We start from the raw sequence: 17,025 nt of genomic DNA on the forward strand, positions 1-17,025 counted from the left end.
CTTCTTCCCCAGTTCCAAAACTTGTTCTTGTTGTGGTCATATTGTGGATTCGCTGCCTCTAAATATCAGAGAATGGGATTGTCTTAACTGTAAAACTCACCACGATCGTGACAGTAACGCCGCACTCAACATAAGAAATGAAGGCATCAGAATAATACATTTTGGCGGAGGGAACCCCGTCTCTGCTGAGGGAGCCTGTTTAAGACCAGATAACCGCGACGGTGAAAGGGCATCGGGCTGAGAAATCAGAAGCTCACATTGTACCGCGGCGGTCAGTGTGAGTAGTTCACACAGAACAATAGTACCATTGCTATAACTGTCTAGGGCTTTCCGCTTCCCTCTTTTTTCTGTAAACTTTAGCCATATCCAAATGGAAATTGCGATCGCGGTTGGCCCTCAAAACAGGTAGACTGCATGAGAGAAAACAGAAACTTCTGTTCTCGACCGATTATATTCAGTGGGATGGTCTCAAGATTTCCACAAAACAAACGCCTAACAACTTATCTTGAACAACAGACAAAATGTTTGTACAACTCACTCGACTTTTATTGTTACTGCTAATTGGAACCATCATCTTTAGATTATGGAAACTTTTAGTCAGTAAAGAGGGTAATCTAGTGGGTCGGTTGTGGTTCCTGCTAGCTGTATTTTTATTGCTGATTGCTTTTACCGCACCCGACAGCCCCATAGGACTCGCGATTTTGAGTCTTTTGTCCGTGTTTATTAAGCCGCTTGGTTTATCAATCTTGTTGTTGATCTTAGCGGCTGCTCAAATTAATAAGGGGGGAATTTCTAATCCTGGCCCAAACCTGATTTTAACGGCTTTACTGATTTTAATTCTTTCTAGTATGCCGTTTGTGGCTCAATGGTTGGCTTTTCAATTAGAAAAAACCGCGATTGAAACGGTTCAAACGGATTTATGTTGTGGAGAAAGAGCAGAAGCGATTGTTCTATTAGGTTCGGGAACTACTGAACCAAAGCTTCCCTATGTTACTCAAGTTCAACTGACTCGAATTGGCGATCGCATTCCCTATGCAGCTAAACTCTATAAAGATGGTTTAGCTCCGCTGATGATTGTTAGTGCGGGTTCAAGAAATGAATATGTGCAACCCGTTGTCGAAGCAGACTATATCGCTAGATTACTGGTGGGAATGGGGGTTCCTTCTCGTGCTATTTTCAAAGATACATCCGAGGGAACGTTGTATGATAGTGCCGTTTCTATTCAACAAATCGCCAAAAAACAAGACTTAGGGCGAGCGATCATTTTAGTCACTTCTGGATTAGAAATGCGGCGAGCAAGCTTAACGTTTGCCAGTGTAGGCTTTAAAGTGATTCCGGCACCGACTAACTTTTTTGCCTCTCTCCCTGGTGAAAAATACCAACGACGAGTTTCGGCGAAAGACTTCTTAGCGAGTGCTGAGGCTCTTTTGTTAACAACGGATGTAGTAGAAGAATATATTATTACATTCTATTACTTTATTCGCGGTTGGTTGGCTCCGACGATTTGAGGAATAACCACTCAAAAAACTCCAAGAAATTGAGGATTCACAATTCACAATCTAGTTCAGTTTTAGACTCAACTACAAATCAGAAATTCTGATCGGGTTAGTCCGGGGATAGAATCCTCAAGTTGTGAATTGTGAATTAACTCTAATTTTTCCGCTATCTTCATTGATTAAGTTTAATTCTTAGGTTGGGATAAAGAATTCAAATTCTGACTAGAAGGGTAAAAAGAATTAGGAAAAGGGTTGTCCCCTGTTCCGACTTTATTTCCCACAAAAAATACTAAAGAGAAAAGTAGGATAAATAAAAACCAAATCGAATCCCATTCCTCAGATGAATCGTAAGAAGATCGTCCTCTTTCACGAGTCGGTTTGACATCAAATTCAATTTCAATTCGCTTTCCTTGGACAGGGCCAGAGACTCGAAAGCTATCAACTCTAACTTGTTCACGATCTGACATTGGATTTCCTCGCGCTTCCCGATAATCACTCAAACTATTTAGTGAATACGGGTTTCTCAAGCGGATCTCCGGATAAGTTTATGAATACAAAAATATAGCGCTACTTGAATCGGGAACAGGGAACAGCGCTTGCCTTGCGGCCCGGCGGTTTCCGGCGAGACTTAGTTTGCAATCTTAGGGAACAGGGAACAGGGAACAGTAGACTGTTAAAAGGTTCCAGGATTTATAAATGACAATCATGTATTCGCGTAGTGCTATACAAAAATAAAATTAATACAAAACTAAAAAAAGCCCCCATTCTATAGAACAGGGGAAAAATAATCATCCGCTAAAATTGAGCGATAAACTGAACCGAATTGACTAACTGCGATCGCTTGAAGCCACAGGTTCAAAACTCGGAATCACAATCTCATCATTTTGCTTAGTAAGCTGATTGTACAAACGCTCAGTATTGGGGAAGTTCGCCGCAGGTAAAGTCGGGAAACGACGATAAGGAACGGTATCTTCTCCAAACACCTGAGAATATTCCATACTATTGACCATCGCCCCGATAAACGCTTTTAACCCCATAGAGGCTAAGATCTGGTTATACTTGCGAATTTCCGCTTGATTTTGGGGAGCCCGACCCAAGAAGTGCTTTGTTCCTAACTCAATCACTTTCGTATTGGGATAAGGAGTATAGAATTCCCGGATATACAGAGAAGTATTACCCAACACCTCAATAAACTCTTTCACCGTAATTTCTCGGTTTCCAAGCTTACTTTCGAGGGCGGTAAACTCATTTTTGACCACATAGGGATCAATATCGCGTTCAAACACCTGACGATAAGCCGCTTGAATGAGAATCTTCAACGCTACCTTATCTTCAGTATTCGTCAGCTTAAACACCTTCGTTTGTTGGCGTCGTAGGCTAACCCCTTGAGAAACACGATTTTGCAGTTCGAGTTCACCTTTTGTATCTTCCGGTGTACCCAGTTCTACAAATCGAGGTGCTGCGGGTTCTGTCGCCGTAATCTGCGGCATTTTCTCGGGTAAAGCACCCGCCCGCATGGTTCGCAGTGAAACGCCGCCAGGGGTTAAATAACGCTCGTAGGGAACGGTATCTTCCCCAAAAGATTCGTTATATTCCGTCGAGTCGATAATAGAATCGACCAAAGCATAAAACCCTTTCTTGGCGCAAATATCAAAGTAAGAATTGATTTCAGCACGCCCATAGGTGGGTCGCCCTAATAAACGGCGATGAATATATTCAACCGCTTTACAGATATAGAGCGATGTCCAATACATCTTACGGAAAGTATCAGACTTGGCTAACATTCTGATAAACTCGCGTACCGTGATGTCACCGTTTTCGAGTTTAATCTCAGCCACTTTGAGGCGTTGACCTTCGTAAACTTCGCGACCAAACACCTGTAGATAAGCCGCTTTGATCACCGCTTGGGTGGAGCTTTCGGAAAACTTAACGCTTGCGCCGTTACTGCCTCCAGACCGCTTAAACCGACTGCTAACATAACCCCCTGGAAGCTGATCGAGCTTGAACACCTTCGGCCCTAAGGAACCCGGATTGTTCGGACGGGCCGCAGGGTTGCTGAGTTGGTTATCAATTCCCGCCCCATTGCGAATCAGAATCCGGCGAGTATCCTTACTAAAGGGTGCCGGACTATTTTTGGGGTTACGAGTTTCTTTCGGGAAAATCGCCCCAAACTGAATCTCTAGTGGGTCGTTTCCTTGACCGTAAACGTGTTGATCGGGTAACGGTTGATTGTATGCTGCAAACAGCGTCACAAACTGAGGCACCTTGCGGAAGGGCGCACTGTAGTTAAACAGATCAATTTGCGGCCCCCAGTTGCGGCATTCTTGGGCTTCTTGACCCAATCCTCGTAGATAAGGGACGGTTTCTTCACCGAAGTAGTCGGAATACTCGCTTGAGTCTACCATCGCGTCTACGAGCTTCGCCAAACCGCCAGAAGAGATGATCGCAAAGTATTTGCTAAATTCTTCGGGAGACGATAAACCTCGACCTAAGAAGTGACGCGCCGCGAGTTCGACAACCCGGCTATTAACAAACGGTTCATAGAACTGTTTGCGATACAGGGGAGATTTACCCAAGCGACGAATAAACTCCTTCATGGAGATTTCGCCATTTTTGACTTTGGATTCTAAGTCGGAAATACTTTGGCTATAAGCACGAGTAATATCACGCTCAAACACCTGACGATAGGCGGCTTTGATGATATCTTGTCTTTCAGAGGTAGACAAACCGGGCTTCATCGCAAACTTCTGACGACGTTCAGCCGCGTTGAAGTAAATTTGCGGTAATTCTAAGCCTTGTTGATCGATACTCGGACGCTGACGGAGTTTGGTGGAAGGAGTAGCCCCTTGAAACTCAGAAATCAGCACTTCAAAGTATTGCTTGACAATTTCTTGAGCGTCTGCATTTTGCTTGAAGTAGCCGACTGAAGCCCGTCGCATTTCCTGCAACGCCACTAAAGTTGCTGCACTAGAACAGGCGTTTTCGATAATTTCCCGCAGTCCTCGCACGTTAACGGCGATGATATTGGGATCACCTGCGACAATAGAATAAGTTAAATAGCGCAGGAACCAACTTAAATCTCGCAGAGATTTCGTCATGTTTCCCGGGCCGTAACGAGAAACGTTAATCGGCTGGAAACCAGGGGGAATAAAGACAGCAGGGCCAACGCCACCCCCGGCATCAGCAAATAGTGACTTTAAGCCGGATAAAATTCCGCCGCCACTGCCGCCTTTATTATCAATGTATGAGATCGTTCCTAACTTCATGCCTTCGGCGACGTTCATATCCCCTGAACCTGCGCCTGCCATTGCCATTTCTGGTTCTTCTGGCTTTTCGAGGAAGGCCAGAGGAGAACCTCCGGTAAAAATCCGGTTCGCCGCACGAGATACGATCAATTCTGAGTTTTGAGTCAGAACCTGAGCAATTTCTAAACGCAGCGTCCCCGAGCTAAAGAAGGTTGCTAGTTCGCCCAGTTCCCCTTTTGCCAAGAAGCGATCTTGCTGCTCGGCTTGAGAAATCGTTGCTATCGGTAAAGTTTGATAGAGTTGCGGACGTGCAACAGAGCTTCCACCACTTGCTTTAACACTCATGTGAATCTAATCTGCTCCCTACAATAAAATCGCGACAGTTTTCAATCTGATGGCTTGCGAACAGTAAACAGACTGGGTAAGCATTTGTACGTGCTGACCTTTTCTGTATGATTACAATCCGTTATAGCCAAATTGTTCTTTCAGATTAAAATGATTTGGGTTGATTACTCGGTTTTTGTTAAAAAGCGTATCGAAACTTATTGTATAGATTTAGGAGAAGTTATCTGAGAAAAAAGAATAAGTTTTATTACAGCGGGGGGTCACGCAGAGGGCAAAGGATGCCGAAATCGCAGCGAGAGTACCGAGGGCAAGTCACACTTTAGCGCTATTGGTTAACGGCAACCATCCTGCTACAGTTCTCTGTTGTCAACCGATTTCTTGAGATCGATTTCGCACCATTTAATACCATCCGATACCGTCTGATAAAATTTGTAAACTATGGAAGAAATTAGCACTGCGGTTCAACGACTTTACGATACTTACCCCTTTCCCCCCGATCCATTACTTGACGAACCTCCACCTGGATATAATTGGCGGTGGTGTTGGCGATCAGCTTACAATTTTTGTACGGGTCGTACTCCCCCCAAAGAAAACATTCGCATTTTAGATGCCGGGTGCGGGACGGGTTCTTCTACCGAATATTTGATTGGACTGAACCCCGAAGCTGCTGTTATTGGTATGGATCTCAGTGAAGGGGCGATCCGAGTTGCCAAAGAACGGACTCAACGATCGGGTATCTCGACACCCGGAACTCCGGTGCCTGAATTTCGTTGTCTGAGTTTGTATGATGTCGGTCAACTTCCCGGTCAATTTGATTTAATTAATTGTGTCGGAGTCCTACATCATTTACCTGATCCGGTTCGGGGACTACAGACTTTAGCCTTGAAGTTGGCTCCTGGTGGCTTAATGCACATTTTTGTGTATGCTGAGTTGGGACGCTGGGAAATTCGTTTGATGCAACAAGCGATCGCCCTGATGCAAGGTAAAGATCAAAATAATTACCAAGAAGGGGTCAAGATCGGCCGTGAAATTTTTGAAGCACTGCCTCAAGATAACCGTTTGGTACAGTATGAAGCTCAACGGTGGGCGTTAGAAAATCAACGGGATGAATGTTTTGCCGATATGTATGTTCATCCCCAAGAAATTGACTACAATATTGAGACATTATTTGAGTTAATTGATGCTTCAGGATTAGAATTTGTGGGATTTTCTCAGAGCGGTTATTGGGAGATTGAGCGTTTATTAGGAACTTCTCCAGACCTGATCGAACGAGTTCAAAAACTCAGCGATCGCGAACGTTATCGCTTAATTGAACTCCTTGATCCCCAAATTACTCATTATGAGTTTTTCCTGGGTCGTCCTCCAGTAGCCCGATCAAACTGGTCGAATGATCAGAGTTTACTGGCTGCTATTGCTGAATTGAGTCCCTGTATCAATGGCTGGCCGAATCAAACTTTATTTGATTATGACTACCAATTGGTACAATTGTCCTCGGAGGAATTTGAATTTATGCGGGCTTGTGAGGTGAATACTGGGTGGATGCAGTCCGAACATGAAACCTCCAACTCTCCTCAAAAAACAGTTCAAGAGATTTTGTCTGAAGTCAGACTCGACTTAGAGGGGGTACGCTCCCTGCGATCGCGACAGCTTATTTTGTTAACTCCGAACCCATCTTAATTTGCCTATCCTTACTCAGGTTGTTGATAAAAATGTCGGAATTGTTCGGGTGACAAGCTGTAGATCTTTTTACGATTGTTGCCCGAAAACAAGGGCTTATTTTAATCAGAAAATAGCGATGAGAGATCCGATGCAAGAGAATACTAAACCTGTGGGTATTATCGCTGCAATGGCGGCATTATTAATTGCAGTGGGGGGAGGAATTACCTGGTGGACGCTGAGTACCCGTCAAACGGTCGAACCAGAAGTAATTTCACCTGTTCCTTCTCCTACTCCGGGGGCAACTTCACAACCTTCACCCCTACCGCCACCCCAAACCCAACAACCGGGAACCGTTGAAAAAACGGTTGAAATTTACCGGGTTCAAGATCAAAACGGTGAAATTGCCTGGGTACCTACGCCTGTTACCCTTGAGGTGGAAGAAGATGATCCGGGGGTGGTTTTAGAAGCTGCGTTCCGGCGTTTATTGGCTCAACCTACCGATGAAAATCGTTTTAGTGAGATTCCCCCCCCAACAGAAGTTTTGAGCGTTCAAGCCAATTCTAATGAGGTCTATGTGGATCTATCGCCGGAATTTACCACAGGGGGCGGAAGTGCTTCGATGATTGGACGTTTAGGACAGGTGATTTATACCGCAACCAGTCTTAACCCCGATGGGAAGGTTTGGATCTCTGTCGCGGGTGAACCTTTGGAAATACTCGGAGGCGAAGGTTTAGAAGTTCCTCAACCTGCCACCCGCAAAAACTTTGAGGCTCAATTTCAATTCAATTAATTTTAGGGATCGGGAGTTTTTTTGTCATTGGTGAGCGATTCTCCGGACGAGACGCTGCGCGATCGCGAAGAATCCTTAATAGACCCTAAGACTCCTCCGTGGTCTGGCAACGCCATCGTTTGACTCAGGGTGACAGAAAAAAGTGGGAGATCAGGAGGTCGGGAGGTGTAAGATCTGACCTTTTACCTCTTGCCTTCTGATTATTCAGGATTAATCCGCATTAAAGCTTGACCATATTCAACAGGCGCGCCATTTTCAACTAAAATTTCAACAATTTGACCGGAGACTTCCGACTCAATTTCATTCATCAACTTCATCGCTTCAATAATACAAACCACCTGTCCGACTGTAACGCGATCGCTTTTTTCGACAAAAGGCACTTCGTCAGGACTAGGGGAACGATAGAAGGTTCCCACCATCGGAGAAGTCACTTCTACCCATTTAGAACTATCAGACGACAGAGAAGTTGAGCTACCCGAGGTTGAGGTGCCGCTACCCGAGGTTGTTGCTTTTTCCGATGGATGACTTCCTGATGTCGAAGCAACAGGAGACGATGCCAACTCCGAACTCCGAACCCCACCAGTTAGCATAGAATCGATTGGTGACAAAGAGCGATCTCGCCAGGGAAGTTCCTTGCGAACCGTCAGTTCAAAATCGTCACTCTTTAGAGTTAGCTCAGAGATATTCGTTTTATCAATGTCAGCCAACAATTCACGGAGCTGGTTGAGATCGAGTTGCACAGTTGGTATGTCTCCCTTCAATTGATGTTGGATATTGGATATTGAATTGAGCGTGTTTCTCCTAATAATGAACTTAGGATGACCTGCCCTACCGAAAGGATTGCAAGTCTATTCCCGGCCCAAATATGTATCGTTGCGAGTATCGATTTTGATCCGCTCTCCGATGGAAATAAACAGCGGCACCATCACCGTTGCTCCAGTTTCCACAGTCGCGGGTTTGGTTCCTCCAGTTGCGGTATCCCCTTTAACCCCAGGATCAGTATCCGTAATTTCGAGAACGACGGAGTTGGGTAATTCCACCTCTAAAACTTGGTCATTCCAGCGAACAACGTTCACCTCCATTCCTTCAGTGAGGTATTTAACACCATCCCCAATTTGTTCGGGGTTGAGCGGAGCTTGTTCAAAAGTCTCCATATCCATGAAGACAAATTGCTCGCCTTCCTTATAGGTATACTGCATGACACTTTTTTCCAAGTTAGCTTGAGGGACAGTTTCCCCCGCTCGGAATGTTCGTTCAAGTTTATTACCTGTCTGCACATTTTTGAGTGTCGTGCGAACAAATGCAGAACCTTTTCCGGGTTTGACGTGGAGGAAGTCTACCACTCGCCAAACTTGCCCGTCTAATTCAATCGTGACACCTGTGCGAAAATCGTTACTGGAAATCATGGAGTTTCTTTGGGTGCAGAAACAATCGGCTTTTTATTTTACCCCTCAACGGGTACTCATCTATAGTGTTGTGCTTGAGTTCTTAAGATTCACCGGAGAATTTACCTTTCAAGGGTCACAGTTGACCCGTAATATGAGAAAGTGAATGAAATCGGAGACTTATGCTGCATTGGCTTGATTCTATGATGGAGACTTGCAAACGTTGGTTGAAAACGGGAGTTGTTCTACTGCTGTTGTGTTCACTCTCAATCGGTTTGAGTGGAGCGTGGTGGGATTTTGGGGGGAGTAATAGTCAACCCAAGCGTGAGAGTGTTTTACCCCAAGGGAATGCAATTACCGATGGTAAAGCGTTATTGCGTTATGCTCTACCCATTGATAACGAACCTGTACGGAAAATGCAACGCAGTTTAGAAGAAATTGCCACACGCATTCGGGGTAAGCGTTGGAGTCCGATTAAAAGCGATATTGCGATCGCCTCGCGAGTTCTCACAACACAAGAATCTGAATTGTTGGCGAGTATCCCTTCAGATAGACAACCCGAAGCGGAAGCGATTATTAGTCAACTCCAAGGGGGAATAGAGAGTTTACGGGAAGCTTTGGAAGTCAAAGATGGCGAAAAGTTACTCGAAACCCGAGCGGATGTTCTCGCAAAAGTGAGTGAACTTGAGGAGTTAATGGTTACGGAATTTCCCTATGAAGTTCCTTCCGAATACGCAAATTTACCTCAACTCAAAGGACGAGCTACAGTTGAAATTAAAACCAGTCGCGGAGAGATTACGCTGGTTGCTGATGGCTATAGCGCACCTATAACCGCAGGTAATTTTGTGGATTTGGTTGAACGGGGATTTTATGATGACTTAGAGTTTGATCGCGCTAAAGATGCCTTTTATCTACAAGTTGGTAATCCGCCTGGAAAAGAAGAAGGATTTATTGATCCGAAAACGGGTAAAGAGCGTGATATTCCGTTAGAAATCTTAGTTCGGGGAGAAACTGAACCGATTTATGGATATACATTAGAAGAAATCGGTCGTTATCGAGATCAACCTGTTTTGCCGTTTTCGGCTTATGGTACTGTTGCTTTAGCGCGTCCTGAACCTTTACCCAATGGGGGATCTTCTCAGATTTTCTTTTTCTTGTTTGAACCCGAATTAACTCCGGCTGGATTAAACTTATTAGATGGTCGGTTTGCAGCGTTTGGATACGTGACGCAGGGCAAGGAAGTTTTAGAAAATATTCAGCAAGGAGATCGGATTGAGTCGGCTAAAGTGATTAAAGGGATAGAAAATTTAGTCGAACCCCAAAAGGCTTAAACTCGACAGTTAAAACTCCATACAACCCACGCTTGAAACTACTGCTAATGGCTAATACTAATGATTAAATTGGAGAATTAGCCGTTAGCAACTCTGCTACTTTTGGGTGAAAATTAAAAGGAATTTAGGATTCTGGCTAGAATTTCATTTGATTTTAAAATTATGGCTTTGATTGAATTTTTTAGTATCGCTGGATTGGGGGTTTTAATCGGTTTATTCATTTTTCGAGTCGGAGGAAATCAAGAACAAAAGCGCCGACTCGATAACGCATTTTATCAGTTATTAGAAGCCCAAGAGAGTCGCATTTCACTGATTCAACTTGCCGCAACCGCTCAAGTGAGTGCAGAAGTGGCTCAAGACTATCTTGAACAACAAGCCCGGGTTTTTTCTGCTTTACCCGATATTGATAACGAAGGGAATACATTTTATCAGTTTCCCCGCTTAAATTTACCCAAAAAACTCAAGCAACAAGACTGGTAAATTTGGAATAAATTCTCATTACCGATCAATCTAGTATTCAGATTTAGATTTTATCTTCTTTTAGTTCTTCTTCTTTTCCCGTGAGATCTCCCAGTTTTCTGAGTAACTCAGCATTTTGTAAAATCACACCCACTTGATTATTGAAAATCTGCATATGTTTTTGATCACTTTGGGTAAAGCTAGTTTGAAATAAATCGGGTACAGGCTCATTATTTTGTAAACAAATATCTGTTTCGTCTCCTAATTTCTTTTTATTAATCAATTGTGTTACCCCAATTAATTCCCCATCGGGATTAAAAACAGGCATACACAATAAACTACAAGTTCGATATCCGGTTTTTTCATCCGTTTTCTTCGCGGTTTCTGAATCAGGATAGCCATACAAATCAAAAGGAAGATTCAACGGTACTCCCATTTGAGCAACTTTTCCCGCATAACCCTGTCCGACTTTTATTCGCAATTCTCGTTCAGAACCATCATCAAACGTAACTTTTGTCCATAATTCATCCGGTTGATCATGGTCAAGTAACCATAATGTACTGCGATCTGCATTCATTAAATTTTTCGCGGCATCCATGACCCGTTTAATAATTTCATCAATTTTTTCTACGCTGCTCCCCTGAATTGAACGGGTGGCGGCCATTAATGCTGCGGCAACTCGTCGTCCTTGGGCAGTTTTATGGAAAGAACAGAAGCTTTCTAAAATCATCCGAATTAAAGCCGCATTCGCTGTAAATTGTTCTTCATCTTCTGCCGTAAAACCCCACTGATCGATCTGATCAAAAAGACTGTCTGTTTTTTTATGATCTGCTTTTAACTTATTAATCGCCTGCACAACAGCCACCAAGTCTCCACACTCATTTAACAAAGGAAGTGCCAACATAGAATAAGTTCGGTATCCATTTTTTTTATCCTGTTCTTTCGCTGTTTCTGAGCGGGGGTCATCATAAAAATCATAGGGAATATTAATCGCTTTTTTGGTCGCTGCGACTTCACCGACAATTCCTTTATTAGCAGGAACTCGAATTTCTAAAGAGCGATTTTCTTCACTTTCGGCAACAATTGACCAAAATTCATTTTGCTCATCATCTAATAAAAATATCGTCGTTCGGTCGGCTTTTAAAGACTTGCCCGTTTTTAGGGTAATTGACCGCAAAGTTGCATCTAAAATCTCATCAAACCCCTGACCATCCATGACTTGATTTAGCATGGCGAGAGTCTTACTAACAATACTTTGAGGACTATTTTCTGCCTGATCTTTCATTTCTTTAAATTGTCGGGCATTTTCCAAAGCTACTCCCACCTGAGAATTAAAAATTTTCATATATTTTTGACTATTTGCATCAAAACTAGCTTCAAAACATTCAGGAGGTTCTGGCCAAGTGCTAGGGTCATATTCCGGATATTGACCGGGTTTGTGGCGATTAATGAGTTGAGTTACCCCTAATAATTCTCCTTCAGGACTATGAACAGGCATACAGAGTAAACTACAGGTACGATATTTTGTTTTCTGATCGGTTGTTTTTGCAGTTTCGGAGTCAGGATGATTATACAGATCAAAGGGAATATTTAAGGGTTCTCCGGTTTGGGCAACTTGTCCAGCAAAGCCCTGACCCACTTTGATTCGTATTTCTTTAACTGAACCATCTTCAAAAGGTATTTTTGTCCAGAGTTCATCCGTTTCTGAATCTAATAACCAGAGTGTACTGCGGTCAGCATTCATCAGTTTTTTCGCTGCATCCATCACCCGTTGAATGATTTCTTCTGTATCTAAACTACTATAAGAAACCGAACGAGTTGCCTCTGAAAGGGCTTCTGAAACTTGAATTTTTTGAGCAAGTTTATAACTATCACAACAGCGTTCTAAGAGACGTTTAAGTGCGGGAATATTCTTGTAAAATTGATGATCTTTCTCTAAGGATGTAAATCCCCGTGAATCAATTTGCTCGGGAAAACATAAAGCAGGATTATTCGGCTGTTTTAATTTATTGCTAAACTGTACAAATGCACATATCTTTTGTACTTCTTTTGATAAGGGTGTAGTTAATTGATTGTAAACTTTATAGTTTGTCCATTGAGTTTGCTCTTTGGCAATCACAGAATACCAGTCTTTAGAAAAGTCTAAATCTGAATAAAGCGGTTGTCTAAAAATTGTAACTCGACCGATGGTTTTATTTTTACTAAAACTATTATCCCAAATTTGGATTTTTGTTGTTTTACCTCCTGTCATTTTTGCATTAATAATCCAAATTTCATTCTTCTCGCAATCAACCAAATAAATCGCCACTCGATCAACACTCATTATTGCAATTAGTGTGAGAACAATTGGATTAAGAATTTCATTAAGAATATCATCAAACCCCTTTTCACTCATGGTTTGTAATAAATTGAGCAAATTATTCTCTTGCTTGGCAATGACTTCGGCTAGATCGGGTTCTTCATCGATGATTTTTTGTACCCATTCTTGATTAAAGATAGTCCCGTAAATTGAATTATAAACTTGTAGATAGTTATTTCTTTTAACGACCAATCCAGATAGTCTTAAATCCATTTGTTCGGAACTCAGATCTGCTACTATTTTTTCTTGTTGTAAAATTTTTTTATAGACTTTTAAACGGGAAATACTGTTTCCATCTGGTCGGAGTAAACGATCACGAATTGTTTTAAGATGGGGAGGTTCATCTAATGTTTCCCAGTTTTTAATTAGTTTTGTTTCTACTAAGTTATTAATCCAATCTTCAATCTGTTTAGATTCAATCTCTATTTTTTCTAAATTTTCATAAAACTTATTATGAATATAATTACAGATTTTTTGAGTGAGAAAAGGTTGTCCCCCTGTCCACTGTAGAATAGACTTTATTACCAATTCTGGATGACTAATTTTATGAACTAGCCCTTGAATTAAAGGTTGAACTTCACTATACTGAAATCCATGTAATTCAATGGCTTTACCTACATCGAAAGGAGTAACGATTTTTTCTTGAATTAGATCTGAAGGAGTAGCAACTCCAAGTAAAGCAAAAGCAATTGAGGTAGACCCTTCACAGTTGCGGATAAAAGCAAAGAAATCATCAACACAAAAATTCAAGCTTAAAATACTATCAATTTCATCAATGAAAATAATGATAGGCTGATTAATATATTCGAGTAAAATATCTTCAATGAACTCATTTAAACGATTTAGAGGAGGAAGATAACTACGATCTTCTAACCAAGGTTGTAGCCGCATCGAAAGCTTAAAACTCCTCACCAGCTGTCGCATAATTCCGGCATACCATTGATCCGGGCTAATATCTTGAGAACCAATTTTAGTCAGATCAATTGCTGCACAAGCAAATCCTTCTACTTGTAAACGGTGCATTGTGCGGACTCTAAGACTGGTTTTTCCCATTTGTCGAGCATTGAGAACATAACAAAATTCTCCGGTTTTTAAGGCTTCATAAAGTTCTCTATCTGCCTGACGAATGACATAGCTAGGTGCATCAAAATGTAGATGTCCGCCAACTTTATAAAAATAGTGAGAGTTGATCACGGGGTTGAGTGTAGATGACATAGAAAATTAGATGGTTGGGAAAAAAATTTAAGATCTCAATAAGATTTTTTGAAAATTTCAAGGAATATTAAATTTTTCTAAAGTTAAACGATGAGCAAAATATTGGCGATATAAGTCAAATCGTGGGGTAACATGATTCCCCTGCAAATTAACTAATCCCATACTATGTAATTTAAAGGCAAGAACAGATTGTAATTCAACCGATTCTTCAAGTGTCACCACTTGACTAAAAGCGTGTAGAAGCTCCGGATGCTGCTGTAAATTCCAGAGATGTCGGCGCAAATGATCGCCGTAAATTCCCGCTTCAGTTGAGGCGGTTTCGGCTAACTTTTCTAAGGTTAAATTTTCTCGGACAATATAATACATTGCCACTCTCACTAAGTAAGGATGACCCCCAACAATTTTCATTAGTTTTTGGATCTGTTCTTCTTGCCAATTCAGTCCATGTCGATGAGCTAAATCTGCAACTTGTTTAGGTGTAAATTCAGTCAGCTCGATGGGTAATCCCACGTTAAACGGAGATTGATTAATATCCAGAGGAATATAAACCTCCGTTGAATGCACAATCACTAAACGTAATTTTTCCCAGAGGTTACTATCTCCGGTTCCATAACCTGCTTCTTCATACCATGCCCTCAATAAACTAAAAAAATCATCTGCTATATGAGGATGTTGAAAAACGCGATCTACTTCATCTAAACCGAGTACCAGCGGTGTTTCCATTTCAGGTAAGATATAATCTTCAAAAAAAGCAGTACAGTTATCTTTACTTCCAAACATATCCGCCCAATAATCATCGACTTTATAGGGCAAGCGTAACTTGCGAGCAATCCGAATACAAAACCAACGCAACAATTGATCTAAGTTGGTAAAAACGGTTTGATCGGCGTGCTGCAAACTCAAAGGGACGGTATTAAAACCCTGTTCTTTTGCTTGGGCTAATATTCTCGCCATTAATGAGGTTTTCCCCATTTGACGGGGGGCTTTTATCCGAATTAATGCACCGGGAGAGGAAATTTCTCGATAGCATTGTTCTTCAAAAGGATCTCGTTTAATGTAAAAAGCAGAGGCTAAACGCACTTGACCTTGGGGGAGTTCAGGTTCGGCGACGGGGAGAGGACAAAAATCTAAGGTTTGGCTAGAGGCTAGACTAATTTCTCGTTCCCATTCTTCAATTCCAACGGTTTTCCATTCTTCCCAACTCGGAATAGATTTTTTATGGTTTGCCCAATCAATACTTTGAGATAAAAATCTCTTGATTTCCTCAATAATGATCACGGTATCGGTGGCTGATTTCCATTCCCGTTGACAGGTTCCTAGTAGATAGCTTCGCAAGTCATGGTTAAAGGGTAAACAAGCCGGACAATTTACTCGAATGGGTAAAATAATCGGTTTTTGACTGCTACGAAAGTCTCGTAGTTCTTTTGTTTGTTTGAGTTGTTCTAAAACAATTTCACTCACAGTTACCTGGGGAGACAACAACAGTAAAAAATAATCACAACGTCGGAGTTGATGATCAATTTGAGATAACCAATCTGTTGTTTTTTTGACTAAATGAGGTTGATTGATTCCGACAGGAGTTACAAACACTTGATGTCCATCCACAGCAATTGCATTCTCAAGTTGAATGGCTAAACTTGCATCGGGTTCTTGATTTTGATAACTAATTAAAACGGTTTTGCAAGCGGTATTTTTAAGATTTCTTTCTAGCGCTCCTTTGAAGTTTTTTTTACTGACTTTTTCTTCTAAAACGGTAGAAATTTTCTGCCAAAGTTGATAACCAACTGATTTTTCAATATACTCTGGGTTGTAGGGATAAATTTCCTTATAGGTTTTGTCTTGCCACGATCCAATAAAAACTTCTCGTTCTAAATCATTCAAAGGTTTGCCAAACTTGGCAAAAATTAGGTCATCTATGTGGTCTAGTGCAGCTTGAGCATCCATGATTCTTCAAATTAAGTTGAAGGTCGTTAAAGTGTAAATCATACCGAGTTCTCACTGAGAAACTATTAACATCAGTTTTTGTTATTCATTCTAGATAATATTTGACCATTTTTTGTGATTGAAGTCACATTTTCAAGAGTTTGTGAGGTTTTGTGAGGTTTTATGAGGTTTAAAAAAAAATACAACTCAAAAAATACTTTCCGAGATTTTACTGAGTATAAATATCTCTCAAAAATTATGAGTTTTTATGGTTTTCAGAGTGAGTAGAGTTGCATAAACTGTTAATAGATCACAGAACTCTAATCGGATTAACTCTGATCCTCAATCCATCCTCTAATCGAATTGACTAGGAGAATTACCCATGTCTCATCCTTGCACTCAACCCCTACTCAACACCTGCATCCAGCAGCTTCAAAGCGGTTATATTGACTTTTATGGCAAGTCAGAATCAGAGCCTATTACTTTCATTGATCAGATCGCTCGTGTTGTTTTATCCAAGATCGCACAAACTGATGCACCCTATCACGATCTCGAACACACGGTTTTAGTCACTTTAGCAGGACTAGAAATCCTTCGCGGCAAACAAATCAACGAAGGTAGCGTCTCCCCTCAAGATTGGTTAAACACAATAGTCTCCTTATTATGTCACGATATTGGTTACTGTAAAAGAATTTGCCGAGCTGATCGCCTTGAACAAAGACGCTATGCAACAGGCGCAGATCAACAAACAATTTATTTATCTCCAGAAACAACCGATGCAAGTCTGACTCCCTATCATGTTGATCGCGGACAATTGT

12 protein-coding genes and 1 pseudogene are annotated in these 17,025 nt (G+C 41.6%); 7 read left to right on the forward strand and 6 right to left on the reverse strand.

Translation table 11 applies throughout. The annotated features are described in order from the left end of the window. Both M595_RS29720 and M595_RS24865 read left to right on the forward strand, forming a co-directional pair. Nucleotides 1–241: zinc ribbon domain-containing protein (locus tag M595_RS29720; RefSeq protein ID WP_040484640.1), on the forward strand; the 241-nt coding region annotated here is incomplete at its 5' end. A gap of 280 nt (nucleotides 242–521) precedes the next feature. After that, a complete protein-coding gene (locus M595_RS24865; RefSeq protein ID WP_023069320.1) occupies nucleotides 522–1,508 on the forward strand; it encodes a YdcF family protein in 987 nt (328 codons plus the stop codon). A 173-nt stretch (nucleotides 1,509–1,681) separates the two neighbouring features. Here M595_RS24865 and M595_RS24870 read toward each other — a convergent pair whose 3' ends face one another. After that, nucleotides 1,682–1,963, reverse strand: a complete 282-nt coding sequence (locus M595_RS24870; RefSeq protein WP_023069324.1) for a hypothetical protein — start codon at nucleotides 1,961–1,963, stop codon at nucleotides 1,682–1,684. A 360-nt stretch (nucleotides 1,964–2,323) separates the two neighbouring features. After that, entirely contained in the window at nucleotides 2,324–5,086 is a 2,763-nt protein-coding gene (locus tag M595_RS24875; protein ID WP_023069322.1) for a phycobilisome rod-core linker polypeptide, read from the reverse strand. 438 nt (nucleotides 5,087–5,524) lie between these two features. Here M595_RS24875 and M595_RS24880 point away from each other — a divergent pair, with 438 nt between their 5' ends. After that, nucleotides 5,525–6,763 carry a class I SAM-dependent methyltransferase gene (locus tag M595_RS24880; RefSeq protein ID WP_023069318.1) on the forward strand — a complete coding sequence of 413 codons (1,239 nt, stop codon included), beginning with the start codon at nucleotides 5,525–5,527 and terminating at the stop codon, nucleotides 6,761–6,763. Between the two features lie 118 nt (nucleotides 6,764–6,881). Then, entirely contained in the window at nucleotides 6,882–7,535 is a 654-nt protein-coding gene (locus M595_RS24885; protein WP_040484642.1) for a GerMN domain-containing protein, read from the forward strand. Nucleotides 7,536–7,735: 200 nt separating this feature from the next. Here the strand turns inward: M595_RS24885 and accB are convergent, their stop codons facing one another. Continuing rightward, on the reverse strand, nucleotides 7,736–8,275 hold the full coding sequence (accB, locus tag M595_RS24890; protein WP_023069325.1) for an acetyl-CoA carboxylase biotin carboxyl carrier protein: 540 nt from the start codon (nucleotides 8,273–8,275) through the stop codon (nucleotides 7,736–7,738). A gap of 108 nt (nucleotides 8,276–8,383) precedes the next feature. Next, a complete protein-coding gene (efp, locus tag M595_RS24895) occupies nucleotides 8,384–8,941 on the reverse strand; it encodes an elongation factor P (RefSeq protein ID WP_023069326.1) in 558 nt (185 codons plus the stop codon). Nucleotides 8,942–9,102: 161 nt separating this feature from the next. Between efp and M595_RS24900 the strand changes: the two genes are divergently transcribed. Together M595_RS24900 and M595_RS24905 are read left to right on the forward strand one after the other, a co-directional pair. Then, entirely contained in the window at nucleotides 9,103–10,251 is a 1,149-nt protein-coding gene (locus M595_RS24900; RefSeq protein WP_023069330.1) for a peptidylprolyl isomerase, read from the forward strand. A gap of 162 nt (nucleotides 10,252–10,413) precedes the next feature. Further along, nucleotides 10,414–10,731, forward strand: a complete 318-nt coding sequence (locus M595_RS24905; RefSeq protein WP_023069323.1) for a hypothetical protein — start codon at nucleotides 10,414–10,416, stop codon at nucleotides 10,729–10,731. 43 nt (nucleotides 10,732–10,774) lie between these two features. Here M595_RS24905 and M595_RS24910 read toward each other — a convergent pair whose 3' ends face one another. Both M595_RS24910 and M595_RS24915 read right to left on the reverse strand, forming a co-directional pair. Continuing rightward, a complete protein-coding gene (locus M595_RS24910; protein WP_023069321.1) occupies nucleotides 10,775–14,284 on the reverse strand; it encodes a GAF domain-containing protein in 3,510 nt (1,169 codons plus the stop codon). Nucleotides 14,285–14,341: 57 nt separating this feature from the next. Beyond that, complete coding sequence (locus M595_RS24915; protein ID WP_023069328.1) at nucleotides 14,342–16,228, reverse strand: AAA-like domain-containing protein; 1,887 nt, start codon at nucleotides 16,226–16,228, stop codon at nucleotides 14,342–14,344. A 361-nt stretch (nucleotides 16,229–16,589) separates the two neighbouring features. Here M595_RS24915 and M595_RS24920 point away from each other — a divergent pair. Beyond that, nucleotides 16,590–17,025, forward strand: a pseudogene (locus M595_RS24920) (metal-dependent phosphohydrolase); the annotation flags it as partial.

It is taken from the genome of Lyngbya aestuarii BL J (genome assembly GCF_000478195.2).
GTDB lineage: Bacteria > Cyanobacteriota > Cyanobacteriia > Cyanobacteriales > Microcoleaceae > Capilliphycus > Capilliphycus aestuarii.